We start from the raw sequence: 25,529 nt of genomic DNA, 5'->3' as shown, positions 1-25,529 counted from the left end.
GTGTGCATGGATTTAAAAACACTTGCAGAAGAAATTGTAAAAGGCCGTCGTTTACAGCGCGGTGAAGATTTTTCGTTTTTTAAGGATTGTGATCTCAATCAGCTTTGTCAGGGTGCAGATTATATAAGAAAAGAGCTTTGTGGAGACCGTGTTGATTTATGTTCAATTATTAATGGTCGCAGTGGCAGATGCAGCGAAAACTGTAAATTCTGCGCACAGAGTTCCTTTAATCATACAAATTGCGAAGTCTATGATTTTCTTAATGAAGAAAAAATAATTCAGGCAGCAAAAGAAAATCAGAAAGAAGGTATACATCGTTTTGCTATCGTAACAGCAGGAAAGGCCTTGAGTGGAGAAGAGTTTCAGAAGGCCTTATCGGCTTACAAGAAAATGCATGAAAGTGTAAATATTGACTTGTGTGCTTCAATGGGCTTTTTAACAAAGGAGCAGCTTTTGCAGTTGAAGGCCGCAGGTGTAAGAAATTATCATCACAATATAGAAACTTCCCGCAGAAATTTTCCAAACATCTGTACAACTCACACTTACGAGATGAAACTGAATACTCTTAAGCTTGTTAAGGAAGTGGGACTGCGTGCCTGCTCTGGCGGAATTATTGGTATGGGAGAAACTTTTGAAGACAGAATTGATATGGCTCTTTCTTTGAGTGAAATCGCTGTTGATTCAATCCCGATAAATGTTCTTAGTCCAATTAAGGGAAGTCCTCTGGAAAATCTTCCTGCCTTAGCAGAAGATGAAGTGTTGCGTACTGTGGCAGTTTTCCGTTATTTTAATCCAACTGCTATGATCAGACTGGCAGCCGGGCGTTGCCATCTTTCTAATGGTGGAGAAAGAGCCTTTAATGCCGGCGCAAATGCTACAATCACCGGGAATATGCTTACTACCACCGGGACTTCAATAAAAAGTGATAAAGAGCTTTTTAAGAAGCTTGGCAGAACTTTTTAAGTATTTAATTTATATAGTTATTATCTTATCACAAAGTTTGAGTGCTTCCTTATCGTGGCTCACGAGGATTACGATTTTACCTTGATTTGCCAGACTGCGGAAGATGTGGATTATTTCTTCTGTTCGTTCGGAGTCTACGGAATCAGTCGGTTCATCAGCGAGAATAATCTGTGGATTATTAATGAGGGCTCGGGCTATGAGAACCCGGTGATTTTCGCCACCGGAAAGATTTTGCGGGTATTGATCTGCAAGATGGGCGATATCAAAGGCCTCAAGCAGACTGCGGGCATGTTCGGTGATTTTTGTATCGGTGTCAGAACTAGCTTTTCCTTTTGAAAGATAAGACGGCAGCCTTACATTATCCAGCACGGTAAGATTTTCAAGGAAGCTCTGTTCCTGAGAAACAAAGCCTATGTTTTTATTTCTGAAGGCAGACAGTTCTTTTTCTGAAAGGGAAGTGATTTCTGTAGGGGAGTTTTCGTATTCATTTGTATCAATTTTAATGGAACCGCTGTCTGGTTTTTGCAGACCTGCAATTAAAGAAAGGAGAGTGCTTTTTCCAGCTCCAGATTTTCCGGCAATTCCAAGAAAAGTGCCGTTTAGAGCTGTGAGGGAAAAATCATTCAGGACTGTAATTTTTCCTCCTGGGGTTTGAAAACTTTTTGTAAGATGCTTTATATCTATCATTTGAAAATCACTTCCTTTTTCGAAATTTTAATTGCGCTGTAAAGGGCAGAAATTAATGCTGCTAAAACTATTATTGTAAAGCTGATTAAGGCAAAGCCTGTAATTACAAGCGGATTTGACAGTGAAAATGGTAATCCGATTTTTTCTGAAATCAAAAGGTTGAATGGCAGGACTATAAGGGCCGAAATAAAGATGCCGATTATTGCTCCAAAAAATCCTATGCTGCCTGCTTCAAATAAAAGAAGCTTTTTAAGAGTGCCACTGTCGGCTCCAAGAACTCTCAAAATGGAATATTCCTTGAAGCGTTCATTTGCAATTAGGGAGAAAACAATTCCCAGTGTAAAAATTGTAACTAAAAGAATAAATAAACTTAATGCCTGAGGAAAAATCACAAAGGCTGAAATTCGTTCTGCAAGATTTGAAATGAAAGATGAACCTGTAATTACCTGAACGTCTGGTAGAGCTGTTTTTATGCGAAGGGCAGTACTGTCTGGTTTTGCATCTGGCTGCAACCTTACAAAAATAGAAGAGATTTTTGTGTTTGTGTCTCCATCAGAAATAAAACCAAAGCCCTTGCTTTTTGCATCCTCAAAAATATTCTGCAGGGTATTGAGGTCGGTGTAGATTGCGTTATCCATACCCGTGCTGCTTTTAGAAAGGCGGGAGGTTATTTTGTGCTGCTGACCGAAAAACTTTACTTCTTTATTTGGAGTTGAGATATTGCTTCCTGCGAAAATATATTCGCTTCCTTTCTGAGGTCGGACTTTTGTTCTGGCCCAGTTTTGAATTAAAAAGTCTGTATCTGGCTCAAAGCCGATAATCTGAATCGGGAAATCGCAGCAGCTTTCACTCAGGCTTGTCAGATAAAACTGACCGCTTGCTTCTTTTACTCCTTGGACAGTGCGGACAATTTCTTCGGCACTTTTATCCATGTAAAAATAATTTGGTTCTCCATTCAGAAGAATATTTTCCATCTGACCTTCATAACCTTTTGGAACAATCATAAGGTCTGCGCCAAGTCGATTTTTGAATCCCTTGATGCCGCCTTTTAGGCTTGAGGTTATAATCAGACTTCCAAAAAGTACGGCTGCTGAAAGTGAAGTCAGTGTGATGAGGGCTGCCGTTCGGAAAGGCTTGCGTCTGATATTTTCAAGCGCAAGTCTTTTTGTTGTTATCGCTTTTTCCATAAGATGATAGTCTGTGCTAACGAGATAACGAAAATCACAATTCCAAAAACTAATACTACAGGTGCTGTTACCTTGTGGCAGTGCATGCTGGCCATGCCGCAAACCTTAGCGAATGTGTAAGGTGCAATGCCAACGAGTAAACCGAGCAATGCAATGAGTGATGATAAAATAATGTTGATGTTTTTCATGTTGTTTCTCCTTTGTATTAGATTCCGAAACAAGTTCGGAATGACACTTGATATTCCATGTCATGCTGAACTTGTTTCAGCATCTAGGCTCTTGAGCCGTTAATTTCCTTATAAGTTTTTGTCGCGCTATCGTAGATGTAGCCATCTGGAACACCAAAGAGTTCAATGTAGCCCTGTTCAATTAACTTTTCGATATCTGTAGAAGCCTTAAGGATTCCTGCTTTCTGAAGCTGGCGGGCAGCGGAATCAAAGGTTTTCTTTCCAAGGGAACGGCTTGGCTGATAGTTAATTTCTTCAAGAAGAGCGGCATTAAAATCCAGGTCTCCGGCAACAAGGTCATTTTCAATCTGGAGTTGAGCGGCTGCTCTTGGCTCTGCTTCTACATAAGCAGCTGCCTTCTGCAAAGCGCGTGTAATTGCAGCTGCTCCTTCTGGATTTTCACGTAAGAGCTTATGAGTTACAAACTGCTGGCAGCAATATTCTTTTACAAACTTTTCATCAATTCCTGTATCCAGAATCTTTCTAAAGCCGTATGCAAGTTCACCCTTTGTTGCAACTGGGTCATGAGCTCCAATTACGTCAACAGCACCGTTGTTTAAAGCAATTGCAAGGTCTGCAGAAGCATAAGCAATAAATTCAACTTCATTTTTTTCTGCTGTAACACCAATACCAACGTCCATTAATTTACGCTTAAGATTCATAACTGCAGAGTCTGCAAGTCCTGGAACTCCGATTGTTTTACCACGAAGATCTGCAACCGACTGAATGTCGCTGTCTGCACGTACATAATACTTTGTACAACCAATATGGATTCCAGATGTAAAGGAAATTGGAAGTCCATTTTCAATAGCCTGGAGCTGAGTTGCATAAAGACCGTAACCGGCATCAACCTTACCAGATGCAATCATTTCTGCAAGTGTTGCACCACCTTCGACAACCTGAACATATTCAGCCTTCTGTCCGATTTTTGCAAGCTCTTCATCAAAAAGTCCGAGCTTCCATGCAACATGAACTGGAGCACCACAAAGGCTTCCTGTCTGAAAGTTGATTCTAACAACCTTCTGTTCAGGTGCGCTGCTTGCTGTTGTTGCCTGTTTTTTTGAGCATGATGTTAATGCTCCTGCTAATGCGAGTGCTCCAAGTGTCATTCTCACAATTTTTGATAAATGTTTCATAAATACCTCCAGTATTATTGTTCATATAATATGGACAATAATAACTTAATTACCTACTATCTTAGTATGTTATAACAGAAAAAAAGGAGGCTGAGTAATATTTATTTCTTATCTTAGTTATAGGAAAAAACTATATCTGATTACCAAAATGTAGAAGGATACCAGAATCTGCTGCCATCAAAATAGGTGACAAATAAAGCAAGGCCTGATAAAAGAATTGTAAGAATTATAATAATCCAATCCGAAGTTTTAAGTTTTTTTGCAGAATACCAGCTACGGCTTTTTTCTTTTCCAAAACCACGAAGCTCCATGGCATTGCTTACAGAATCTATTTTCTCCATGCTGCTGAAAATCAGGGGAAATAAAATTGCACTCATATTGAAGAGTCTTGAAAAAATATTAGCCTTAGAAGACATTTCAATACCGCGTGCTTCCTGAGCATTTTTGATTTTGATGAAATCAGACTGAACGTCAGGAACATAACGTAAAGAAATTGCAACTGAATAGCAGATTGTGTAGGGGAGTTTTATTCTGTTCAGGCTTGCCGCAAATTCACTTGGATTTGTAGAGGTAATAAACATAAAAACAGAAGGCACAATCGTAAAGTATTTTAAGATTATATTCAGTTCATAAAAGAGCTGTTCGAAAGTCAGAGTGTAATTTCCTGCAATATGAAAAAGCTCTGTTCTGCTTCCATAAATCTTACAGCCCTCATAAGGTGAAAAAAGAAAAATTGCAAGTACATTTAAAATCAAAAAGACAAGAATAAAAATAAAAATTGAGCGCACCTGTTTCCAGTCGGTTTTTGAAAGCTTAAAACAGATTATGCTGATTACAAGCATTGCTGCCAGAACTCTGGTGTCATAAGTGAGCATGCTGGTAATTGTCCACAGAAGAAAGAAAATCAGTTTTGTAAGGCCGCTGAGCCGATGAATAAAGCAATCTTTTTCAACGTAAGAAATTATTTTTGCCATGAACTTATGCCTCCTCGTTCATAATAAATAAAGGCATCTACCAGACTGGAAGGATTTTCAAAATCACATTTTACTGCTAAATCATAAAGACTTGTTTTTTTAAGACTGGCCTGTTCTGTAATTTCTTCGTCTGTAAGAATTTTAGAACTTTTATCATCTGCAATTATGTGACCATTTGAAAGTACAATTGCGCGGTCTGTGTATTCGAGCATAAGGTGCATGTCGTGAGTAATCATGATGATTGTAATTCCGAGCTCGCGGTTTAATTTACGAAGGAACTCCATGATTTCTGTGTAATGCGCGTAATCCTGGCCTGCAGTTGGTTCATCAAGAATAATCACTTCCGGATTCATAACAAGAATTGATGCAATTGTGACACGCTTTTTCTGACCGAAGCTCACTGCATTTACCGGCCAGTTTCTGTAAGGATACATTCCGCAGATTTTCAAAGCCTTATAAACTTCTTCTTTAATTTTGTCTTTCGGTACTTTTCGCACGGCAAGACCAAGGGCAGTTTCATCATATATTATAGATTTGCAGATCATTTGATTCTGGTTCTGCATTACAAAGCCGATTTTTTCGCCGCGCTGTTTAATAGAAAGATTTGAAATCTCCTGACCGTTTAAGAAAATCTCTCCGGAATCCTGTTTGTTAAAACCGCAGATTAAAGATGCTATTGTAGATTTGCCGGCACCATTTGTTCCAACGATGCTGACCATCTCTCCCTTGTGAATTTTAAAACTGATGTTTTCGACAGTATTCGTTTTTGATTTATCATAAGCAAAGGAAACATTTTTTAATTCAAGGACAATTTCTTCTGACGGTTGTGATGCCGGAATCTGAATCTGCTGGAACCATTTTCTTAGATTTTCTTTATAAGGCTCAAGATTCATTGTTTCAATATTTTCAAGATTATCCTGGGCTTGAAGTTTACAGCCGGCGTGTTTGAGGGCGGCAATGTATAGAGGTTCTCTGATTCCTTTTTGAGGGAGAATGTCTGTACTCAAAAGTTCGTTAGGAGTTGTATCGATGGCTATCTGACCGTCTTCAACTACAATAATCCTGTCGACCTTTTTGTATAAAACATCTTCGAGACGGTGTTCAATTATGATTACAGTTTTATCTGTTTGGGCATTGATTTTATCTATAAGTGAAATAATACGTTTCCCGGCTGCCGGATCAAGATTTGCAAGAGGCTCATCAAAAAGAAGGACTTCTACATTGTCCACAAGAATGCCGGCAAGTGAAACACGCTGTTTCTGACCGCCGCTTAAAGTAGCCGGAACTGCTTTTAAGAGCTTTTCTACATCAACAGTTTTTGCTGCTTCAAGAACTTTTTCGTGCATTTCTTTGCTAGGAACGTTGTCGTTTTCAAGTGCAAAGGCAATATCTTCTGCAACGGTAAGGCCAATAAATTGTCCGTCTGTATCCTGTAAAACTGTTCCTACGTGTTTTGAGATTCCAAAAATTCCTGCTTCAGCCGGATTTTCTCCACAGACAGAAATTTCGCCTTCGAGTTTTCCGGCATAAGTTGATGGAATGAGTCCATTTATACATTTAGCTATTGTTGATTTTCCAGAACCAGAAGAACCTATAATTAATATTTTTTCGCTTTTTTTGATTTCGAGATTTATATTTTTTAGAGTAGGAGTTGATTTAGTCCGATACTGGAAACTTACGTTTCTAAAACTGATGATGGATTCCATTTTGGAATGATTATAACAAGATTAAGATGAAAAAAAAAGGTCGCCTTCCAGAAATCGGGATGACGACCGTATATAAAAAACTATTCTTCTTCTTTCAATGAACCGGATTTTGTTTTGATTTTTGAATAACCAAAAGCAAGAAGGCTTCCGAGAATTGCAACAATTACAAGATTTGTGATTGCAGCTGTGATTCCCTGAATGAAAACTTTGTTTGCAGGTTCCTTGTAGATTACAATATCAAGAACTGGAGCAATCAAAGCCCATGCAATTAGGTTTGAAAGAACCTGAACAAGATTGAATCCGAGGCACTGTTTAAAACCGAATCCACCTTCTTCAATTGCATATTTTTTTGCAAAAAGACCAACGAGCAAACCAAAGATTGCATCCGGAAAAACCCATGACCACCATACACTTCCATAGAAAAGTGCATCTCCTAAAGCATGTCCAATCAAACCTATTGCAAAGCCTGCTACAGGGCCGAATACTGCTGCAAAGAAAGTCAAAACAGCGGCACGTACCTGCAAAGCTGTATTAGGAACGAATCCGATTGGAATCTGAACTGTTGTTAAAGCAACAAAAATTGCAGCACCAATACCGATTGCTACAACCTGACGAATAACTGATTTTCCTTTGTTATCTGCCATATAACACCTCTTTTATTTTTTATACCTACAAAAAGGTAGGTAAAGTTAAATTGCGTATTCTGCTTCCTGAACCTTTCCTGCATAGTTCAGAATCTCAAGAATCTGTGTTCTGTATTTTAAGAACACGTCTTGTCCACGTGCGCGAGGATGGCTCAAATCAATCTTAATGATTTTTTCTACCTTTGCCGGGCGTGGTGACATTACTACTACATAATCGCTCAGATAAACAGCTTCGTCAACATCATGGGTTACCATAACCATTGTTGTGTTGTGCTCTTTCCAAAGGCGGATAATTTCGTCCTGCATGGTCATGCGGGTAAAGGCATCGAGGGCTCCAAGAGGCTCGTCCAGCAAAAGAATTTTTGGGTGACCTACAAGGGCTCGGGCAAGACTTGCTCTCTGATTCATACCGCCCGAAAGCTGATGGGGATAGGATTTTTCAAAACCTTCGAGGCCAACAAGTTTTATGAACTCATCAACGTCCTTTTTACGCTCTTTATATATGTGACGCGCCTTTAAGCCAAAGGCCACGTTGTCGCGGATTGTGAGCCAGGGAAAAAGATTTGCCTGCTGAAAAGCAAAGCCACGGTCGCTGCCAGGTTTTGTGATTTTTGTGCCATCCACACTGACCTCTCCCGATGTAGGAGTTTCTAGTCCTGCGATACAGCGGAGCAGGGTAGTCTTTCCACAGCCTGATGGGCCGATAAGTGAAACAAAGCTTCCTGCAGGAATTGTAAAGTCAACTCCATTGAGCGCAGTTACTTCTTCGGCTTCTCCCTGATTAAAGATTTTTGTTATATTGTTTAATTTAATTTCTCCAGACATTGTTTCCTCCTTTAGTAAGGTTTTAGGTGATAGGTTTTAGGTTAGAGGGTTTTAGGGGCAAAGCCCCTAGGAGAAGGGGTAGCGGAAGCCACCGCAGGCGAAGCCGAGGAGGCTGAAGCGAGGGGGATGCTTCCCCCTCCTCCTAAAACCTAAAACCTATAACCTAGTACCTATAACCTGATTACCACTTTATTAATCCCTTCTGCCAGTTGAGCAGCTTACCTCTTACCTTAAAGAGCACTGTAATAATCACAGTACAGAAAACTGCAATCATAAGCAGGCCGGCGTAAACTCCGCTGTAAAGCATCATTGCTTTCTGGTAACTGATGTACCAGCCGATTCCATATTTTGCACCGAACATTTCGGCAGTCATAAGGGCAATAAATGCGGCACAGATTCCGTTGAAAGTTCCCTGGAAAATATTTGGCAGGGCAGCAGGAACTGCAATACGGAAAACCTGAAAGAAGGTTCTGGCTCCAAGGGTTTTACCGACTTCAAAATATACCTTGCTTGTGTTCTGAATGCCCGAGCTTGTCATCAGCTGAACCGGGAACCATACTGCCAGAGCGATGATAAAAACGCTTGCTCCAAAAGGAGTAGGGAAGGTTGTAAGAACAAGTGGGATCCAGGCTGTTGCCGGAATTGGACCTATCAGTTTGATATATGGATTGATCCAGTAATAAACTTTCTTTGAAAAACCAAGAAGAACTCCTGTAATAAAGCCAATAAGAACCCCCCAGAAAACTCCAAGTAAAAGCAGGCGGAAGGAATACCAGATACATTTTCCAAGAAGGGCTGTCTGCTCTATAAAGACTGCAAGAATGTTGTCGAAGCTTGGAAAAAAGATTACAGGTAACAGGGCAAGCTTTGCGGTTATTAAATTGATAACTATTACAAGTCCCGCGGTTCCAAAAAGGAATGGGCCTTTTAATTCGAGCCCAGCGCGAATTTTTTTTATGAAAAACGAAAGTATGAAAAAGAGAGTAGCCAGCCCCAGAAGAATAAGCAAAAGTATATTGTAATAAGAAGTTTTTGCTGCCGGGTGCAGACTGCTGTTTGGAATAAAGTTGTGAACGGCAAGTGCAGCAAGAGTTCCCAGTATTGGAAAAACTCTATAAAGAAGTGACTTGATTGTAAATTTTATTTTATCTGTATGTGCCATTAATAACCTCTTATATAACCTAGTATCTTACTAGGTTATATAATTTTTTGGCACTTCTCGCAAATATATTTTTTTTATAGTAGTTATAGAAAAAATCTATAACTACTCTTTGTAAGGCAAAATTTAATAGACGAAGACTTCTCTTTTTTTATGCAGGACATAGTAGGCGTTTACTTTATTAATTGCCTCTGCAATTGCATAAGGTGCTTCAATACAATTGATGTTATTTTCTTGAAGCAGTCGGAAAGGACGGTTTCCTATTTTTGCAACCAGAAAATAGGTACAGTCTTTTACAATTTGAACAAGAGCAGTAACAAAGCCGGAATCGCAGCAACAGCCGCCTTCTGCTTTTTCTACTTTTGGAATAGAAGAAAAATCAATCTGGCGGTTTTCAAGAAGCTTAAATCTTCCGTCATCTTCGTTTACTTCAAATATGGCAAGAGTTTTTATTTTTCCAAAATGTAAATTAATGTTTTCTTTATCTGAAGTTGCTATGGCAATTTTATAGGTCATTCTTTCTTTCCTTCCTTATGCAATTATACAGATTTATAAGGTCTGTACGTTTTTAGAAATATTTCCGCGATGGAAAATGCTTGAGTACATTTCTTCTGTAATTTTTAAGCCTCCGCTATAGCCTGCAAAACTCTTGTTCAAAATTACATCATTAATAATAGGCATGCTTAAATGAATCAGCATGTTGTTATTTTTTTCTGTTACAAGCTTTTCCCAGGAGCTTCCGAATATAATTGCCTTTTTTGAATTACCAATAAGTTCATTAAGCTTTTGATGAATCTTTCCACCGTCAGCTTCAAAGTAAATTACATTCTTAATTTCCGGAGCAAGGTTTTCGGCGTACTCAAGTATTTTATTTTTAATCTCTTCTGAAGGAGGATCATCATCTATAAAAATACCCTTTGGCTGAAGTCCCAGTTCATTTACCAGGTAGTTTGAAACTCCCAGCGCATATTCGGAATCAGCTACAACATACAGTTCGTTTGGAAGATTGCTTCTATAATCAGACATAAAATCTGCAAGACCAACGATGTATTGATAAAAGCGTTCTTCTTCCTTTTTGATGACTGTATTTACTTTTTCCAGATTCAGATTTGCAAAGGAAGCCAGCTTCTTTAGGAAGAGGCTCGTTGCTTTTCCTCCAACCGGAAGATATGGAAACTGAAAGTATGGAGTTCCGTATTTTTTCTTTAGAAGTTCAACTATTTTTAGTCCGCACCATGGAGAGAGAAGAATGTTGAACTCTGCATTAGGAATATTTTTCCATTCAAAAATTCCCCGGCTTTCACTTCCAAAAAGAATGTTTACGTCCAGTCCAATTTCTGTAAGAATTCTTTTGATTTCTTCCAGATCTCCTCTCCAGAAAGGATCTTGATTTGGCACAACTGAAAAAACATTTACAAGCCCTTTCTGAACTTTTGGAGTTACATCTCCCACAAACTGATTTATTATTGAATTTACAACCAGCTCGTGGCCGTGATAATTGTTTCCTGTAAAGCCTGAAGTTTCGGCTCCTACAACAGGATGTCCTTTTTCTCTGAACTTTCCTGCTACCGAAACAACATCATCGCCGATAATGCCGGAGGTACAACCAGACATTAAGACAAACAAATCTCCATCAAGAACTTTTAGTGCGTTTTCTGTGAGGACACGAAGCTTGTCTTCTCCTCCGAAAACAACTTCCTTCTGTCCTGTGTTTGTGCTGGAAATCTGACCGCCTCCGCCGTAACCTTCGCCCTGATTTCCGCAGCCTTCTGAAAGTACGCGGAAGGTTTTTGAGGCACAGCCTGGTCCCGCATGTATAATAGGAAGAGCCCGTGGAATTGCCAGTACTGTAGTTTGTGCAGCCAGTGCACATGAAAAACGCGGTTGTTCAATTAATTTGCTCATTTTGTCTCCACCTTTTTGTCAAAATAGAATGGGTCGTTCTGGTTGATCCACCAGTTGCTGTATGGGAATTTAACGTGCTCTGCAATGGTTGTAAAAAACTTACTTGATTGCAGGGCATCTATAATTCTTGCTCCCAGATTTATAACTCCATCGTAGCAGCTAAGTACATTTACATCATTTGCCCGGATTGAAGGAATTCCAAGCTTGGTTCCAATGGTTGCAATACTGTTGTGGCGGGTAATCAGAATATCCGGTTTTAGTTCCTGCAAAATTTTATACATGATGAAAGGCTGTTTGTTACAGACTGAAAAATTACTTACATCACCTATAGATTTTATAAGTTCATTAAGGGTATCAAGATTAGTGTTCTTGTCATCAGTTGTCTGATCGTGGTGAAGGGTTGTGATTCCTACGATTTCCATTCCATAATCCTTTGCCATGTTTGCAAGGTTATGGGCGTAAGAATCTCCTGCATAAATATATGCTTTTTTACCAGTCAGGATTTTTTTGTAGCCTTCGAAAATTGGTTCAAGTCTTTCGTGTTCTTCTTTGATGACCTTTTCTGCAAGCTCAACTCTGTTTGTTACTTTTGCAAGCTCGCGAACCCAGCGGTCTGTCCAGTCAATGCCATAAGGCGAAGGAGATTTTACCTGTGGTACTCCATAATTGTCTTCGAGGGCTGCGGCAACATAGGTTCCAAGCGTTTCACAAATATGTGTGGTGCAGGCTGCCTCTGACATCTGGGCCAACTGCTCAATTGTGGCATTTGGAATAACAAGATTTGCTTCTAGGTCCAGCTTTTTGAAAAATGGCGAAAAAGTGTCTCGTCCGGCAAAGTTGATTACATTTACAAGTTTCTCTTGTTTTTTCTCCGGCTTTCTTACTATTTTACGAAGAACACCATGGAATACGGCATCAAAGCCGGAAGCCCAGGTTTTTGATTTAAAACCTTCACAATAAATTGGAACTAGAGGAATGCCTAGTTCGCTTTCAATTTCATCAACAATGCTTTCTATATCATCTCCAATAATTCCTGCTGCACAGGAAGAATGAATGAAAATTGCCTTTGGATGAAAGCGGTTATAGGCTTCATGGATTGCTTCTCGAAGAATTTTTATTCCTCCGTAAACTGTTGAATCAACTCCCATGTTTGTTGATATTACCTGAATTCTGTGTGGTTCCAGTCCACGGGCTCTTGCACTTGCATCGACTCTTTCATATTTTTCTACAGGGTCAAGACAACCAAGAGGGGAGTGTACTACAATTGCCGCATCGCGAATCATGTAAGATAGGGTTTCAGCACAGCCTTGTGAACAGTCGCTGCATTGAGAGTACAATCTCTGGTCTTCTTTCAGTTGACGTTTTTTTGATGCCTGCTGAAGTTCACTGGCTGAACCATGATATGCAACTAGAGCACCTAGCCGGTTGTCACGTGTTTCAACTTCTGCTTTTGAAATGTTAATTGCCATTTTATAACCTCATTTATACTTTTGCTGCTTATAAGTTTTCGGAATAGTTTTTTGCAAAATCAGGATACTGATTGTTATGCTTTAAAAAGTATGTCCATAAATCTTTGTATATCTGCTCTTCAGGATTTTCTTTTATTACTTCTTTGAGGGCCTGTGCATAAAGTGAAATATCAAAGAATTCCGTGAGCTCTCTGTTTGTTTCTATATAACCAAGTTTAATCATTGTGTCATAGTAAAGTTTAACACCATTGTAATTTGGGTCAGGGCTGTAGAAACGTCTCTGATTTTTATCAAGGTCATAAATAAAGTTGTGGAGCCATTCTCTTGTCTGTCCTGAATCTTTTTCCAGAACATCGATGGTTTTCTTTTCTTCTGTCTTGTAAATTTTATAGGCTTCAATAACGGTTTTGAGCCATGCAAGATAAGCGGCCCTGTTGTTCTTGAATTTTGTTCCATTGGCCATCTGACGGCAGCATACAAAATCATCTTCCAAATCTGTAAGAGGGAAAAGATAAACATAGCCCTGCTTAATTGCTGAATCAACAAAGTTGTTTGAAACAATAATTACATCTGTGTTTCCCTTTGAGCAGGCTGCAATTGTTTCTGCATCAGTTTCAAAAGATTTATATTTAAAATCTTTGTCGAGGACATAACCATAATCGCGGTTTAATACAGCTTTGATAACCATCTCTCCGGTGCCACCAATCTGTCCTGCAATTGTTTTACCCTTCCAGTTTTTTGGATTTTTTACTTCATCTGCAACGCCCTTATATGCAAGAACTCCCTGACCTCCAGACATGGTTCCAGCAAACAAGATTACGTCTTCACCCTGAGCACCAAGATTCAGATTGTAAAGAATACTAAGGTAGGATGAATCAATTTTTCCGACAGCAACCGAATTCAACAGAGAACTTTTTGGCAATCCTGTGAAGTGAACTTCAAGACCATTTTTTTCAAAAAGATTTTCAAGACGGGCAGTATCAATAATTGGGTCGATACTGTTTGAGTCTGAGCGTTTACCTACATTTAAGCTGAGCTTTGCTGTAGATTTTTTCTTGCAGCCAGTGCCTGCTGCGACGGTAAGTGCAAGAAATGCTAATGTAATTGTTTTCGTGATTTTTTTCATAATGTCTCCTTTTATTTTTTTATTAATAATTCCATTTAATAAGATGCTTTTTTATGATGGAAACAGCTGCGTTTAATCCTGCTACCAGAAAGCCCATAAAAAAGATTCCGGCGATTGCCTTTGTATAATTTCCAAAGTTTAAGGCATTGCGGATGTAGTAGCCGATGCCGTTATCTGCACCTAACATCTCGGCAGCGGTAAGTGTCATTATTGCTGCTGAAATCTTTATTGGCAAATTGTTTATAATTCTAGGCAGATTAAAAGGTATGATGATTTTGAAAAGTATTGTGGTCGTTGAAAGCGACAGAACCTTTGCTGAATTTATTACCCTTTTTTCTACAAAAGCTGTGTTGTTTATTGAGCCCATAAAGGTGCTCCAGAAGCCGCTCAGGAAAATTACAAAGATTGAAGCAGATCTGAAAGTTGGCATTATCAGAATGACATAAGGTGTGTAAACAAGTGATGGTACAGTTGAAATTGCTTTTGATATTGGATAGAGTGCCTTAGTGAGCCGCTGATTCCAGCCGACAAATGTACCAAGAATTACACCGAAAACTAAAGAAGTTGATATTCCAATCAAAAGTAAGAACAAAGAATTAACGAGTCCTAAAAACATCTTCACTCTGTCATCAATAAAAACTGCAAAAACATTTTCTGGAGATGGAATGAAAATTATTGGATAAACATCAAGTCTTGTAACAAGTAATTCCCAGATGAAAAATAAAGCAAATACAAAAGTTGCAATATCCAGAACAGCTCTTGTGTTTTTCAATTTTGAGAGTTGAAAGATAAAGTAGAATTCAATAAAGAAAAGCAAAATCACAAATACAAGTGGTGATTTTAAGCCTTCGCTTCTGCCTTCTGTATAATGACTAGGCAGGAGAAAAGACAAAAGAGTAAGAATAAAAAAGAGGTTAGGAAGATTAAAAAAGTACCGGGTAATTTTATTTCTCATATGTATGCTCCTTCGTCGTTAACTAATTGAGTTGTTTCATTGTAAAAATATTTTACGAGTTTCTGATAAAGTGCCTTATATTCACTACTTTCTTGAATTGATGCATAGTTTCTTGGACGCGGTAAGGTGTCATCAATAACCGCGTAAATTCTTTTTGGAACCATAAAAACAATTCGGTCTGCAAGAAGTTCTGCTTCATGCAAATCATGAGTTACAAAAACTATTGTTTTTTTCTTTTCTTCTTCTCCCCACATTTTTAAAATGAGTCCTTGAAGGTTTTCTCTGATTTTTGCATCGAGAGCTCCAAATGGTTCATCCATTAAAAGAATCTCCGGGTCGCAGGCCATGGCACGGGCAATGGCAACTCGCTGCTGCATTCCACCGGAAAGTTCTCCGGGAAGCTGGTTCTCGAAAGATGAAAGCTCTACTCGTTTCAAATAGGTTTTGGCAATTTCAGCAGCTTCCTTTTTTGAAAGCTTTGTGCCTCGTTTTTTATTGGTTTCATATACAGCAAAAGATACATTCTCAAGCGCAGTCATCCAGGGAAAAAGAGAATAGCTTTGAAAAACAACAGCACGTTCTGCACCAGGTCCGTGAATTTCTTTTCCGTTGATTGTGACGCTGCCGTTTGTTACAGGCTGAAGCCCCGCAAGAACAGAAAGTAAAGTACTTTTGCCACAACCAGATGAACCAACAATACAGATAAACTGGCCTCGATTGATTGTCAGATTTATTTCTTTCAAGGCTTCATAAGTTGAATTTTCCGTTTCGTAAGATACTGAAAGATTTTTTATTTCAATTACGGGGTCAATCATATTAGTTATCTCCTTTTGATGAAAAAACCTAGTGTATAACTAGGTTATATATTGTTTGAAGATTCTTTACCAATACAAATTTTAGATATGAGCGATAGACTTTTTTTATAGATGCGACAAAGCAACCCATATCTTGACGTATGTGATTCTTGAGATTACTATCACTTCTATGCGAAAAAGAATTTTACTTGAATGGTTAAAAATTGTTCTGGGACTTATTGTTTTTGCCTTTGGCGTACACCTTACAATTTTTGCAAATATTGGTCTTGCTCCATGGGACTGTCTTGGCATGGGGATTTCTTACCACACTCCGCTCAACTATGGAATGTCAATGACAATTATGGCTCTTGTGATTTTGGGCATTGATATTCTTATGAAAGAAAAAATCGGCTACGGTACAATTATAGATGCCCTGATTACCGGAAATCTTGTTCAGCTTTACAATACCTTAAATCCTTTTCCGCTTAATGAGAGTTTGCCTTTGGGTGTGATTTATATGCTGGTGGGCTTTGTATTTATGGCTCTTGGAATGGCAATTTATATGAAGAGCGAGCAGTGTTGTGGACCTCGCGATGCTCTGCTTGTTGGTCTTGGAAAGAGAATGCCGAAAGTGCCTATTGGAATTGTTGAAATAATTTTGTGGGCAGTGGTTCTTCTTGGCGGCTGGCTTTTGGATGGCCCTGTTGGAATTGGAACGGTTATCGGAACTTTTGGTGCCGGGCTTGTGATGCAGCTGGTTTATATGATTATTCATTTTGAGCCAAGAAAGTTGAAACATCGCGGAGTGATTGAGATTTCTAAAGTTCTTGTGACTGGTAAGGTTAGTCAGCAGGAAAATATCCAGGCAACTGCTTAGTTATTCAAAAAATCAATTGCGTAGAAGGTGTATAAAGAAACCGACTGAATCAGGGCATCTTCATCAATATCAAATTTTGAATCGTGATGGGCTGCGGTTGTTCCCTCTTTTGCGGGATTTCCTGTACCAAAGTAGGCGTAGGTTCCCGGCACCTTTATAATATATTCTGCAAAGTCATCACCGCCGAGAGAAGCCTGGCGGTTTTTAATTACATTCTCTTCGCCAAAAAGTCGTATGGCAGTTTTTTGAACTTCTTCTGTTGAAGTCTGGTCGTTTATAAGCGGCGAAGTAAAATCTTTATATTCAACTTGGGCATCTCCGCCAAAAAGTTGTGCTGTCTGTTTTGCCATGTCTGAAAGCATCTGCTTTGTTTTTTCGCGGACTTCTGGTGTAAAGGCTCTTATAGTTCCTTCGAGTTCTGCCTTTTGTGCTACGATATTATAGGCATCGCCCGCTGTGATTTTTCCAATTCCTACAAGAACATTGTCCATAGGGGAGGTGCGGCGGGTTATCAAAGCCTGGGTTGAAATTACAATCTGACTTGCAATGTAGGCAGCATCGGAGCCAAGCTGAGGTGTTGAAACGTGAGCCGGTGCCCCCTTTACGGTGATTTTGAACCAGTCGACACTGGCGTTGTTTGGACCTGGAACTACTGCGACTTTTCCTCTTGCAAGATTTGACGCGGCGTGCATTCCAAAGCTTCTGTCTGCGCCATCAAGATAGCCGCCATCTACAAATATTCTCGCTCCATAGCCTATTTCTTCTCCGGCCTGGAAGGTGAGGCGGATTGTGCCCGAGAATAAATCTTTGTGAGAGTTGAGAATACGAGCCGCTCCAAGAAGGGATGCTGTGTGGGCGTCGTGTCCACAGGCGTGCATGCGGCCAGGTATTTTTGATTTATATTCGCACTCGTGAGTTTCCTGAATGGGCAGGGCGTCTATGTCGGCGCGAAGGACTATTGTTTTTGAAGGGCCACCAGTGCTGCCCTTAATTTCTGCATAAACGCCGGTGTCTCCGACGCGTTTATGAGCAAGTCCTATTTTATCCAGCTCTTCTTCGATTTTAAGAGCAGTCTGAAATTCTTCTTTTGCTATTTCAGGGTTCATGTGAAAATGACGACGCAGAGAAACAATGTAGTCGTGGTCGTTTTTGATTTCTTCACGAAGTTCTTTTTCTATGCTTTCTGTCATTTTCACATCCTCCGCTTTTTTACCACTTAATTGCTTTATCAACTGCCTTTACAGTTTCAGCAGCCTTATCAGCACTTACAGTCTTGTAAGCAAAAGAAGGGAAGAAAGATTCTTCGAATCTTGAAAGAATATATTCTGCAACAACCTGTGACTGGTAAGCCTTTACGATCTTCTTGTAAACATCATTATCCTTATCCTTTGTGCGTGCAACGATGATATTTACATATGGGTTATCTCCGCTTTCAGACTGCTTTTCGATGATGAGACCATCCTTTGAAGGAATAAGGCCTGTAGGAATTGCATAAGTTCCGTTGATTGTAGCTCCGGCATAATCATTGAGAGTCTGAGGAAGAGTATTTGCAGTCTGTGGAACGACTTCTACATTATAAACAAGCTCTGTAATATCTTTGAGCTCTGGTATATAACCTGCTGCTGGATCAACCTTGATAAGTCCTGCAGCTTCAAGAAGCTTAATTCCGCGGCTAAGGTTTGTACCGTCACTTGGAATTGCAAACTTGAGGGCGTCTGATTTTACTGTCTTGCTTCCGTTCTTTCCTGCTGCCTTTTTGATTTCATCAAGGCTCTTGTATTTCTTTGAATACAAAGTAAGAGGGGCAATCAAAGTGTCGCCGATAACTGTAAGGTCATAACCATTTTTGCCGGCGTCGTTATTCAGATAAGCCTTGTGCTGGAAAGCGTTCAAATCAATATCGCCGGAATTCAAAGCTTCATTAGGAAGATTGTAAGCACTGAACTCAACAAGCTCAATTTTAATTCCGCTGTTTTCCTTGTCCAGAACATACTGAACAGCCTTCCACTGATCGTTGTTTGCACCACAAACACCAACCTTTACCTTCTGAGTTTTAGCTTTCTTTGCAGCAAAAGCTCCGCTGCTGAGTACTCCTGCAATAAGAAGCAGGGCAAAAATCTTTTTTGTATTTTTCATAATTCAATTTCTCCTTTTTTTGACTTATGATTTATTTTCAGGATTCCCTACGGAGTCCTTTTGTACATGCTTAAAAAGTTCTCGGTTTGTAGTTTTCTTTGCAAGCAGAGAACCAATGAATTGCAGCAGGCAGATAAAAATCAAAAGAATGATTATGCAGGCATAAATGATATCCTGATGATTGAGCCCCTGACCGTAGTTGATGGCAAAGTCTCCAAGTCCTCCGGCTCCAACGGCACCAGCCATAGTTGTAAGACCAACAAGAGAGATGGCCGTAATTGTAGTCACGCGGATAAGCTCCGGAACTGATTCATGAAGATAAACGCGGAAAATCAAACCAAAGGTTCCGCTTCCCATACTGCGGGCTGCCTCTGCCTTTCCCGGGTCAACATTTTCCAAAGCTGTTTCAACCTGTCGGGAAAAGAATGGCACCGTTCCAAAAATCAGAGGAATAATGGCACCTTTTACTCCGATTGCAGTTCCCACAATTGAGCGGGTAAAAGGAATCAGAAAAACAAGCAGAATTACAAATGGAATCGATCGAAAAAGATTTATAATTACGCTTATTATTGTGTAGAAAACTTTGTTCGGCTTAATTCCATCCTTCTTAAAAACAATCAGAAGTACACCAAAAATCAGTCCAAGCACAAAAGAAATTGAACCCGAAATGATGAACATCTGAAAGGTTGCAAGGCAGTTGTTCAAAAACTTATACCAGTAGGCATAAAGATTCGGAAAGATTTTTTCGAATGTCTCCATATTAGTTTGCCTCCTTTGCATCTTTTACATTTTCAGCAAGCTCGGTCACTTTTACTTTCTGCTCTACAAAGTGAGCGAGGGCAGCTTCAATGTTTTTATCTTCGCCCTTAATCACAACAATGATTTCTCCGAGTGGGGAATCCTGAATCATCTCAACATTTGCAAGCACGATATTAAGGCGCACATTGAACTTCTGAGAAACAAGAGAAATCAAAGATTCGCCGACAGAGTTTTTCAAGAAGGTCAGCTTAATCAGCTTGCCACCTTCTGCCGGATTATTTACCAGAGGATCATTTACCAGTGTTGAAACCTTTGCAAGAGAAGACTGGGAAGCAATAAACTTTTTTGTAATCTCCTGCTTAGGTTCAGCAAAAATAGAATATACATCGCCTTCTTCTACCACGCGGCCTTTTTCCATAACGGCAACTCTGTGGCAGATAGATTTAATTACGCTCATTTCGTGAGTGATTATGATGATTGTAAGCCCGAGTTTTTTATTCAGTTCTTTAAGAAGATTCAAAATAGAGGCCGTTGCTTCAGGGTCCAGGGCGCTGGTTGCTTCATCAGAAAGCAGTACCTTAGGATTATTTGCAAGGGCACGAGCAATTGCAACGCGCTGCTTCTGGCCTCCCGAAAGCTGGCTTGGATAAACATTGCGTTTGTCACTCAAAGCAACCAGCTCCAGAAGTTCAGTTACGCGGGCTTCAATTTCTTCTTTTTTAAGGCCACTATACTTAAGCGGGTAGGCTACGTTGTCAAAAACTGTAGAACGGTCAAGCAGATTAAAGTGCTGGAAAATCATTCCAATTCCACGGCGTACCTTTTTCATTTCATGATTTGTTTTGCGGTGGAAAATTCCTTCGCTGTCGTGCCAGGTGAGCTGAGTTCCATTTACCGTAATGCTGCCGGAATCAGGAACTTCAAGCAGATTTATACATCGAACCAGTGTAGATTTTCCCGCTCCCGAATATCCGATAACACCGTAAATTGTGCCGTCTTCAATTGTGAGCGAAACCTTTTTCAGGGCTTCTACATCATTACCTTTGAGATGATAAGTTTTATCAACGGAATCTATAACTATCATTGTATTATATCTACCTATAAACCTAGTAAGTTAGTAGGAATATAGCCTAAAAACAGAGACTTGTCAAGCAAGCTTTGTTCGCAGATTTTTTATGCAATTTTACAGGAGTTTTTTTCATTGATTTCCTTTGTCTCTCAGATTATCATTTAGGCATATTCATTTTATAAGAGGATAAGAAGCGGTTATGAAGGTATTACTTGTAAACGGAAGCCCACGTGCTAACAGCAACACTTTGCTTGGTCTGCACGAGATGGAAAAGATTTTTGCAGAGCAGGGAATTGAAACTGAAATTTTTAACATCGGTAACAAAGATATCCGTGGCTGCATTGCCTGTGGCCGCTGTGGCGAGCTTGGTAAATGTGTTTTTGATGATGCTGTAAATGAGTTTGCGGCTAAGTTTAAGGATGCTGATGGTCTTGTTGTTGGAACTCCTGTTTATTACTCCGCTCCAAACGCAACTGTTCAGGCTTTCCTGCAGAGACTTTTTTACAGCAGCAGCTTTGATAAGACAATGAAGGTTGGTGCTGGTTTTGTATGTGCGCGCCGTGGCGGTACAACAGCTTCTTTTGATGTAGTGAATAAATTTTTTACAATCAGCGGAATGCCGGTTGCAAGCAGCCAGTACTGGAATAATATTCACGGTGGTGCTCCGGGAGAAGCCTCAGAAGATGCTGAAGGCATGCAGACTCTCCGCGTTCTAGCTCGCAATATGAGCTTTTTGATTAAGTCTATTGCTCTTGGTAAAGAAAAGTTTGGTCTTCCTGAAAAAGAGGAACACGCCTGGACTAATTTTATTTAATACGTTTTTTTCTGAATATAAAAAGCCAGATAATGTATATGATGATTACCAGCGGCCAGGCTGCCGGATATACCAGAGCAATCAAGATAAAGGAATTTGAAGTCTGGGAAATTATCAAAAGCATTATCTGGCGGAATAAAACGAATCCTACAAATGTAATAATGGTTGGACGGAATGCAATTCCAAAACCCCTCATTACATTTGAAAAAAGCATTGAAAAACCACATAAAACAAAAAAAGGAGCAGTGAGATAAATAAAGCGTTCTGCGAAATAAATGACTTCTACATCATCTGAAAAAAGACTGGCAAAGAAGTTTGCCTGAAAAATCAATAGCAGACTTAAAATACTGATAACGCTGAAATTCAGTATAAATGATTTTTTTATTCCATCACGAATTCTTTCTGATTTTTTTGCACCGTAGTTTTGAGCAACAAAGGTAGTTGCTCCGCTTGCAAGACTATGCATTGGTAATATAGCAAACTGATCGAACTTAGAAAAAATTGCCCAGCCAGCCATGCAGGAAGTTCCAAAGTAATTAATGTATTTCTGCATAAAGGTATTTGAAAAAGATGTGATGGAAGAAGAAATTGCACCTGGTAAACCGAGTTTCATAATTTTTTTCAAAATCAAAAAATCAATTTGAGGATGCTTAAGTTCAAGCCGCATTTTGACTTCCAGTCTCTGAAGTGAAATTATAACCAGAATGGCACTTAAGAGTTCGCTGAGTACAGTAGCATAAGCTGCTCCCGCAATTCCTTTGCCAAGCAAAACTACAAAAAGAATATCAAGAACAATATTTGAAACGGAGGAGATAACCAGAAAAATAAGAGCTCGTGTTGAATCTCCAAGTGCTCTTAAAATTCCAGACCCCATGTTGTAGAGGGTGAGGGCGGCTGTTCCAAGAAAGTAAATTTTCAGATATTGGTTTGCCTGGACTAATACATCCGGCGGTGTAGAAATTAATCTTAATACAAAAGGAGAAAGAATTATTTGAATGACGGTGGCGAGGATGCTGAAAATAAAGCTTGCATAAATTGTAGTATTAATTGCTTTTTTCAGGCTTGGAAAATTCTTTGCACCAAAAAGCTGAGAAATAACTACCTGGGCTCCAATTGCAAGCCCGTTGAAAAAATTAATTACAGTATTCACAAAATGTGAGGTTGAGCCTATTGCGGCCAGTGCCTGACTTCCAATAACCCTTCCAACAATAAAAGTGTCGAAAGTGTTATAAAACTGCTGGAAGAGATTTCCCAGCAGCAGGGGAGCGGAAAATTTTAGTAAAAGGGGAACTATCTTCCCCTGTGTCATATCGGTTGTCATTTTAGAAATGATTGTACAAATCTTCGACTAAAGAAATGCAGCCGTGCGTACCTATATGAGAACGGTTAAGTATTTCTTTATCAAGACAAGGATTTGAAGTAATTGCATAGTGGCTTCCAAGCTTCTGTGCAAGTTTCTTTTCATAAGAGCTGCCCATAAAAAGAGTTGCCCTACCATCATACTGTTGGGCAATCTGTTCAATTTCCCAGACATCATTTTCAAAATAAACCTCTGCTTTGCGCGGACATTCCAGCTTTTGAACTTCTTCGCGGATGCTGTCCTGATACTGATTTGGAACAGAATCTGTAAAGATGATTGCAAGAGGAATGTGACCGTGTACATTTACCAGGAAGCGGGCAAGTCCCAGAGCCTTTGCACATTCGCCAACCAGAATAAAACGATGGCGTTCAAAGTTTCCAAAAAGGGAGTCAAGATATTCGTAGACATAGAGTTCTTCTTCGTGAATCACTTTGTCTACAAGCTTAGAATCGAGGTCAAGCCGCTCGGCTACTGTTCTCAAAAAGTTTGCAGTGTCTTTAGGACCCACCGGCCAGCCGTTAAATCTTAGGGTTTCAATTCCAAAGGTTTCTTTATAATAGGTGTCTACATTCTTAGCAAGCCATGGTGAAAGGTTGATGTTAAGGGCTGCATTGCCTGAATTTTTCAACTGTTCAATTCCGTCGCGACGGATAAAAAAGGTATTTGCCTTTACGCCGATTCTTGCAAGAAGTCTTGTAATTTCTTCAAGGTCGCCACGCAATGTGATGTCTGAACTTGGCGGCTGGCCGTAAATGTTTACAAGACGGGAATCTGTTTTTGTCTTCTTTGCAAGTTTTTTTACAGTTGCAAGAAGGGCCATGTTATAGCCTGTGTAGGTGTCGCCTCGGAAACCTGCTGTGTCAATGCTTGCAATAGGATAAGGAGAAGCTTCAAACTCTTTTACTACGCTATCTACATCATCACCATTAATTCCCATGGAACAGCCGGTAAGAACTGCGTAATAGTCACCGTCCATAATTTCGAGGCTCCCTTTAATTGTCTCTCTTAGTCTCTGAGTTCCGCCGAATACAACTTCCTTTTCGTAGGCATTTGAACTTGGAAGCCCGTGATAACCGCCAAGGTAATAAAGGTTTGTGCGGCTTGAAGCCTGCATTGAACATCCGGGACTGGCGTGCAGAATAGGGATGGCACGGTAAATATTTCCTATTACATCAAGAGCACCGTGAAGGGAACAGAGGCTTCTTGGCCTTTCTATACATTTTTCCATTTTGAAAACTCCTTGTCTGGTTCTGCCACTTAATTTTCTTCCGGCAGCTGAAGATAGCTGAAGGCATCTTTTTTGTACCATTCTTCGCGGTAGGCATTTTTTGAATAGTTTGAAAGATTTTTATTGAAGTTATTATTGTCGATGGCATCTTCAATTTTTCGGCCCAGATACAAAACTCCACGGTAGCCAAAGGTTGGGCGTTTTGAATCAAGAATATGGAAGGAAGGGATTCCCAATCGTGAAACCCAGTTTGACATTCCGATAAATACATCAGGTTTGTATTTCTTCAAAAGATTTACCTGTTCATAAGGCTGCATATCTGCAATGTTTACGATAAAGTCTGTTCCGTGCAATTCTTCCAGTCGTTTGAAATCATCAATATAAGCTTCATCATAATAAGGTGTATGCATACACAAAAGCTTCATGCCGTAGTCGCCAATCAAGGTTGCGGCGGCAAAGCCACGACCGGTACCGGCTGTAAGACAGGCACGAAGTCCGTCTGTCTTTCTTTTGATTCTGGCAACTTCTTCGCGTACAGCATCGCTTTCGGCCTTTATAAAGGCTTCGGCTTCTTCTTCCTTACCAGCCAGAGCAGCAATTGCACGGAGCCAGCGGTTTGTACTTCGGGTTCCAATAGGCATGTTTGTTACGGCATAAGGCGTGCCGTATTTTTCTGATAAAAATTTTATGTATTCATCAGCAAAAATCTGACAGACAGAGATGTTGTATTCCGCTGCCGGGATTTTCATAATGTCTTCGTAAGTTGCATTATAGGGAAGAATGTTTGCATCAAGACCTATGGCATTCAACATTCTTTTCATTTCTTGCTGATCTGCCCAGCTCAAAGAATGGGTTGCAAAAAGATTTATCAGTCCTTTTTGTTTTGGCGGGTGAGCGTCTCGGATAACATAATTTTGAAGAGTTGCAAGAGCAAGGTCGTAGCCTGTTGCGTGATTGCGGCTCTTAAAGCCTTCGCAGTGAACCGGAGCAAAAATAATGTCTTTACCCTTCGCCTTATATTCCTTTTCCTTTTGTTCTGCTACGGCATCAATGTCATCTCCAATAATTGAAGAAGCGCAGGAAGCAAGAATGAAAACAATTTTAGGATTATATCTTTTTATTGCCTGGTCAATTGTTTCGTGCAGGCGTTTTTCACCACCGAGAATTACTTCCTTTTCTCCAAGGGCAGTTGAAATGACATGACTGTCTGGGGCATTGTCGCGGCCTCTGTGATGTTTATAAACATTCAGTCTGTCGATTGCTCCAAAAGAAGCACAGCCTGAGCAGCCCAAAGGTGAATGAATTACCATTACTGTATCCTGCAGGCTTACAAGCGCATTCATGCTGTTTACCTGAACACACTGAATGCCCTGTTCAAAAGTGCGGTGAGCGTTTTTCAAGCAGTGGGCTTGAGCCTTTTCTCTGAGTTCTCCAGAACTTCCCACCTGTACATCTGCAAATCCCGGGTGTTTATCTCTGATAGTATCTGGAATCTGTTTATTCATAAAATCTCCTGATTTTCTTTTTCA

25 protein-coding genes are annotated in these 25,529 nt (G+C 39.9%); 3 read left to right on the top strand and 22 right to left on the bottom strand.

Annotated features, from left to right (window positions below; all coding sequences use genetic code 11):
- Positions 1-6: 6 nt before the first annotated feature.
- Positions 7-963, top strand: a complete 957-nt coding sequence (bioB, locus tag AABJ44_RS12045; protein ID WP_338369300.1) for a biotin synthase BioB — start codon at positions 7-9, stop codon at positions 961-963.
- A 9-nt stretch (positions 964-972) separates the two neighbouring features.
- Here bioB and AABJ44_RS12040 read toward each other — a convergent pair whose 3' ends face one another.
- From AABJ44_RS12040 to AABJ44_RS11970, 15 genes are all read right to left on the bottom strand, one after another.
- The gene (locus AABJ44_RS12040; protein ID WP_074642157.1) at positions 973-1,650 is read right to left on the bottom strand and encodes an ABC transporter ATP-binding protein; all 678 of its coding nucleotides are present in this window, start codon (positions 1,648-1,650) and stop codon (positions 973-975) included.
- On the bottom strand, positions 1,647-2,837 hold the full coding sequence (locus AABJ44_RS12035) for an ABC transporter permease (RefSeq protein WP_338369299.1): 1,191 nt from the start codon (positions 2,835-2,837) through the stop codon (positions 1,647-1,649). Before AABJ44_RS12035 ends, AABJ44_RS12040 begins: the two co-directional genes overlap by 4 nt.
- A complete protein-coding gene (locus AABJ44_RS12030; protein WP_074642160.1) occupies positions 2,822-3,025 on the bottom strand; it encodes a DUF4418 family protein in 204 nt (67 codons plus the stop codon). Before AABJ44_RS12030 ends, AABJ44_RS12035 begins: the two co-directional genes overlap by 16 nt.
- A gap of 83 nt (positions 3,026-3,108) precedes the next feature.
- Positions 3,109-4,200: an ABC transporter substrate-binding protein gene (locus tag AABJ44_RS12025; protein WP_338369297.1), complete on the bottom strand. Its 1,092-nt coding sequence runs from the start codon at positions 4,198-4,200 to the stop codon at positions 3,109-3,111.
- Positions 4,201-4,340: 140 nt separating this feature from the next.
- The gene (locus AABJ44_RS12020; protein WP_338369296.1) at positions 4,341-5,174 is read right to left on the bottom strand and encodes an energy-coupling factor transporter transmembrane component T family protein; all 834 of its coding nucleotides are present in this window, start codon (positions 5,172-5,174) and stop codon (positions 4,341-4,343) included.
- Positions 5,162-6,880, bottom strand: coding sequence for an ABC transporter ATP-binding protein (locus AABJ44_RS12015; protein ID WP_338369295.1), 1,719 nt, complete (start codon positions 6,878-6,880; stop codon positions 5,162-5,164). The genes AABJ44_RS12020 and AABJ44_RS12015 overlap by 13 nt, the downstream gene beginning before the upstream one ends.
- Positions 6,881-6,960: 80 nt before the next feature.
- A complete protein-coding gene (locus tag AABJ44_RS12010) occupies positions 6,961-7,524 on the bottom strand; it encodes an ECF-type riboflavin transporter substrate-binding protein (protein WP_338369294.1) in 564 nt (187 codons plus the stop codon).
- A gap of 45 nt (positions 7,525-7,569) precedes the next feature.
- Complete coding sequence (locus tag AABJ44_RS12005) at positions 7,570-8,349, bottom strand: ABC transporter ATP-binding protein (protein WP_074642171.1); 780 nt, start codon at positions 8,347-8,349, stop codon at positions 7,570-7,572.
- 181 nt (positions 8,350-8,530) lie between these two features.
- On the bottom strand, positions 8,531-9,511 hold the full coding sequence (locus AABJ44_RS12000; RefSeq protein ID WP_338369292.1) for an ABC transporter permease: 981 nt from the start codon (positions 9,509-9,511) through the stop codon (positions 8,531-8,533).
- Between the two features lie 123 nt (positions 9,512-9,634).
- Complete coding sequence (locus tag AABJ44_RS11995; RefSeq protein ID WP_338369291.1) at positions 9,635-10,024, bottom strand: NifB/NifX family molybdenum-iron cluster-binding protein; 390 nt, start codon at positions 10,022-10,024, stop codon at positions 9,635-9,637.
- A gap of 33 nt (positions 10,025-10,057) precedes the next feature.
- Positions 10,058-11,413 carry a nitrogenase component 1 gene (locus AABJ44_RS11990; RefSeq protein WP_338369290.1) on the bottom strand — a complete coding sequence of 452 codons (1,356 nt, stop codon included), beginning with the start codon at positions 11,411-11,413 and terminating at the stop codon, positions 10,058-10,060.
- The gene (locus AABJ44_RS11985) at positions 11,410-12,882 is read right to left on the bottom strand and encodes a nitrogenase component 1 (RefSeq protein WP_338369289.1); all 1,473 of its coding nucleotides are present in this window, start codon (positions 12,880-12,882) and stop codon (positions 11,410-11,412) included. Before AABJ44_RS11985 ends, AABJ44_RS11990 begins: the two co-directional genes overlap by 4 nt.
- Positions 12,883-12,910: 28 nt before the next feature.
- The gene (locus AABJ44_RS11980) at positions 12,911-14,008 is read right to left on the bottom strand and encodes an ABC transporter substrate-binding protein (RefSeq protein WP_338369288.1); all 1,098 of its coding nucleotides are present in this window, start codon (positions 14,006-14,008) and stop codon (positions 12,911-12,913) included.
- Positions 14,009-14,030: 22 nt separating this feature from the next.
- Complete coding sequence (locus tag AABJ44_RS11975; protein WP_338369286.1) at positions 14,031-14,963, bottom strand: ABC transporter permease; 933 nt, start codon at positions 14,961-14,963, stop codon at positions 14,031-14,033.
- Positions 14,960-15,778, bottom strand: coding sequence for an ABC transporter ATP-binding protein (locus AABJ44_RS11970; RefSeq protein WP_338369285.1), 819 nt, complete (start codon positions 15,776-15,778; stop codon positions 14,960-14,962). The genes AABJ44_RS11975 and AABJ44_RS11970 overlap by 4 nt, the downstream gene beginning before the upstream one ends.
- 169 nt (positions 15,779-15,947) lie before the next feature.
- Here AABJ44_RS11970 and AABJ44_RS11965 point away from each other — a divergent pair, with 169 nt between their 5' ends.
- Positions 15,948-16,634 (top strand): YczE/YyaS/YitT family protein, encoded by a 687-nt coding sequence (locus tag AABJ44_RS11965; RefSeq protein WP_338369284.1) that lies wholly within the window; start codon positions 15,948-15,950, stop codon positions 16,632-16,634.
- Here the strand turns inward: AABJ44_RS11965 and AABJ44_RS11960 are convergent.
- The 4 genes from AABJ44_RS11960 to AABJ44_RS11945 are packed head-to-tail and all read right to left on the bottom strand — an operon-like array spanning position 16,631 to position 20,613.
- The gene (locus AABJ44_RS11960; RefSeq protein WP_338369283.1) at positions 16,631-17,824 is read right to left on the bottom strand and encodes a M20 metallopeptidase family protein; all 1,194 of its coding nucleotides are present in this window, start codon (positions 17,822-17,824) and stop codon (positions 16,631-16,633) included. The two genes, AABJ44_RS11965 and AABJ44_RS11960, sit on opposite strands and share 4 nt — an antisense overlap.
- 19 nt (positions 17,825-17,843) lie before the next feature.
- Positions 17,844-18,770 carry a MetQ/NlpA family ABC transporter substrate-binding protein gene (locus tag AABJ44_RS11955; RefSeq protein ID WP_338369282.1) on the bottom strand — a complete coding sequence of 309 codons (927 nt, stop codon included), beginning with the start codon at positions 18,768-18,770 and terminating at the stop codon, positions 17,844-17,846.
- Between the two features lie 24 nt (positions 18,771-18,794).
- Complete coding sequence (locus AABJ44_RS11950; protein ID WP_338369281.1) at positions 18,795-19,529, bottom strand: methionine ABC transporter permease; 735 nt, start codon at positions 19,527-19,529, stop codon at positions 18,795-18,797.
- A 1-nt stretch (position 19,530) separates the two neighbouring features.
- A complete protein-coding gene (locus AABJ44_RS11945; protein WP_338369280.1) occupies positions 19,531-20,613 on the bottom strand; it encodes a methionine ABC transporter ATP-binding protein in 1,083 nt (360 codons plus the stop codon).
- Positions 20,614-20,797: 184 nt separating this feature from the next.
- Between AABJ44_RS11945 and AABJ44_RS11940 the strand changes: the two genes are divergently transcribed.
- Positions 20,798-21,412 (top strand): flavodoxin family protein, encoded by a 615-nt coding sequence (locus tag AABJ44_RS11940; protein ID WP_338369279.1) that lies wholly within the window; start codon positions 20,798-20,800, stop codon positions 21,410-21,412.
- Here AABJ44_RS11940 and AABJ44_RS11935 read toward each other — a convergent pair.
- The 3 genes from AABJ44_RS11935 to AABJ44_RS11925 are packed head-to-tail and all read right to left on the bottom strand — an operon-like array spanning position 21,405 to position 25,505.
- On the bottom strand, positions 21,405-22,721 hold the full coding sequence (locus tag AABJ44_RS11935) for an MATE family efflux transporter (protein WP_338369278.1): 1,317 nt from the start codon (positions 22,719-22,721) through the stop codon (positions 21,405-21,407). The genes AABJ44_RS11940 and AABJ44_RS11935 overlap by 8 nt on opposite strands.
- 13 nt (positions 22,722-22,734) lie before the next feature.
- Positions 22,735-24,000 carry a nitrogenase component 1 gene (locus AABJ44_RS11930; protein WP_338369277.1) on the bottom strand — a complete coding sequence of 422 codons (1,266 nt, stop codon included), beginning with the start codon at positions 23,998-24,000 and terminating at the stop codon, positions 22,735-22,737.
- A 29-nt stretch (positions 24,001-24,029) separates the two neighbouring features.
- Entirely contained in the window at positions 24,030-25,505 is a 1,476-nt protein-coding gene (locus tag AABJ44_RS11925) for a nitrogenase component 1 (RefSeq protein ID WP_338369276.1), read from the bottom strand.
- Positions 25,506-25,529 lie beyond the last annotated feature (24 nt).

Origin of the sequence: Treponema bryantii (genome assembly GCF_036492245.1) — a bacterium.
In the GTDB taxonomy this organism is placed as follows: domain Bacteria; phylum Spirochaetota; class Spirochaetia; order Treponematales; family Treponemataceae; genus Treponema_D; species Treponema_D bryantii_C.
The sequence above is the reverse complement of the archived record's forward strand: the minus strand, read 5'-3'. Positions and strand labels throughout refer to the sequence as shown.

Excerpts from the sequence above, each read along its gene's own strand:
- bioB (WP_338369300.1), top strand. The coding sequence starts at position 7 with ATGGATTTAAAAACACTTGCAGAAGAAATTGTAAAAGGCCGTCGTTTA.
- AABJ44_RS12040 (WP_074642157.1), bottom strand. The coding sequence starts at position 1,650 with ATGATAGATATAAAGCATCTTACAAAAAGTTTTCAAACCCCAGGAGGA.
- AABJ44_RS12035 (WP_338369299.1), bottom strand. The coding sequence starts at position 2,837 with ATGGAAAAAGCGATAACAACAAAAAGACTTGCGCTTGAAAATATCAGA.
- AABJ44_RS12030 (WP_074642160.1), bottom strand. The coding sequence starts at position 3,025 with ATGAAAAACATCAACATTATTTTATCATCACTCATTGCATTGCTCGGT.
- AABJ44_RS12025 (WP_338369297.1), bottom strand. The coding sequence starts at position 4,200 with ATGAAACATTTATCAAAAATTGTGAGAATGACACTTGGAGCACTCGCA.
- AABJ44_RS12020 (WP_338369296.1), bottom strand. The coding sequence starts at position 5,174 with ATGGCAAAAATAATTTCTTACGTTGAAAAAGATTGCTTTATTCATCGG.
- AABJ44_RS12015 (WP_338369295.1), bottom strand. The coding sequence starts at position 6,880 with ATGGAATCCATCATCAGTTTTAGAAACGTAAGTTTCCAGTATCGGACT.
- AABJ44_RS12010 (WP_338369294.1), bottom strand. The coding sequence starts at position 7,524 with ATGGCAGATAACAAAGGAAAATCAGTTATTCGTCAGGTTGTAGCAATC.
- AABJ44_RS12005 (WP_074642171.1), bottom strand. The coding sequence starts at position 8,349 with ATGTCTGGAGAAATTAAATTAAACAATATAACAAAAATCTTTAATCAG.
- AABJ44_RS12000 (WP_338369292.1), bottom strand. The coding sequence starts at position 9,511 with ATGGCACATACAGATAAAATAAAATTTACAATCAAGTCACTTCTTTAT.
- AABJ44_RS11995 (WP_338369291.1), bottom strand. The coding sequence starts at position 10,024 with ATGACCTATAAAATTGCCATAGCAACTTCAGATAAAGAAAACATTAAT.
- AABJ44_RS11990 (WP_338369290.1), bottom strand. The coding sequence starts at position 11,413 with ATGAGCAAATTAATTGAACAACCGCGTTTTTCATGTGCACTGGCTGCA.
- AABJ44_RS11985 (WP_338369289.1), bottom strand. The coding sequence starts at position 12,882 with ATGGCAATTAACATTTCAAAAGCAGAAGTTGAAACACGTGACAACCGG.
- AABJ44_RS11980 (WP_338369288.1), bottom strand. The coding sequence starts at position 14,008 with ATGAAAAAAATCACGAAAACAATTACATTAGCATTTCTTGCACTTACC.
- AABJ44_RS11975 (WP_338369286.1), bottom strand. The coding sequence starts at position 14,963 with ATGAGAAATAAAATTACCCGGTACTTTTTTAATCTTCCTAACCTCTTT.
- AABJ44_RS11970 (WP_338369285.1), bottom strand. The coding sequence starts at position 15,778 with ATGATTGACCCCGTAATTGAAATAAAAAATCTTTCAGTATCTTACGAA.
- AABJ44_RS11965 (WP_338369284.1), top strand. The coding sequence starts at position 15,948 with ATGCGAAAAAGAATTTTACTTGAATGGTTAAAAATTGTTCTGGGACTT.
- AABJ44_RS11960 (WP_338369283.1), bottom strand. The coding sequence starts at position 17,824 with ATGACAGAAAGCATAGAAAAAGAACTTCGTGAAGAAATCAAAAACGAC.
- AABJ44_RS11955 (WP_338369282.1), bottom strand. The coding sequence starts at position 18,770 with ATGAAAAATACAAAAAAGATTTTTGCCCTGCTTCTTATTGCAGGAGTA.
- AABJ44_RS11950 (WP_338369281.1), bottom strand. The coding sequence starts at position 19,529 with ATGGAGACATTCGAAAAAATCTTTCCGAATCTTTATGCCTACTGGTAT.
- AABJ44_RS11945 (WP_338369280.1), bottom strand. The coding sequence starts at position 20,613 with ATGATAGTTATAGATTCCGTTGATAAAACTTATCATCTCAAAGGTAAT.
- AABJ44_RS11940 (WP_338369279.1), top strand. The coding sequence starts at position 20,798 with ATGAAGGTATTACTTGTAAACGGAAGCCCACGTGCTAACAGCAACACT.
- AABJ44_RS11935 (WP_338369278.1), bottom strand. The coding sequence starts at position 22,721 with ATGACACAGGGGAAGATAGTTCCCCTTTTACTAAAATTTTCCGCTCCC.
- AABJ44_RS11930 (WP_338369277.1), bottom strand. The coding sequence starts at position 24,000 with ATGGAAAAATGTATAGAAAGGCCAAGAAGCCTCTGTTCCCTTCACGGT.
- AABJ44_RS11925 (WP_338369276.1), bottom strand. The coding sequence starts at position 25,505 with ATGAATAAACAGATTCCAGATACTATCAGAGATAAACACCCGGGATTT.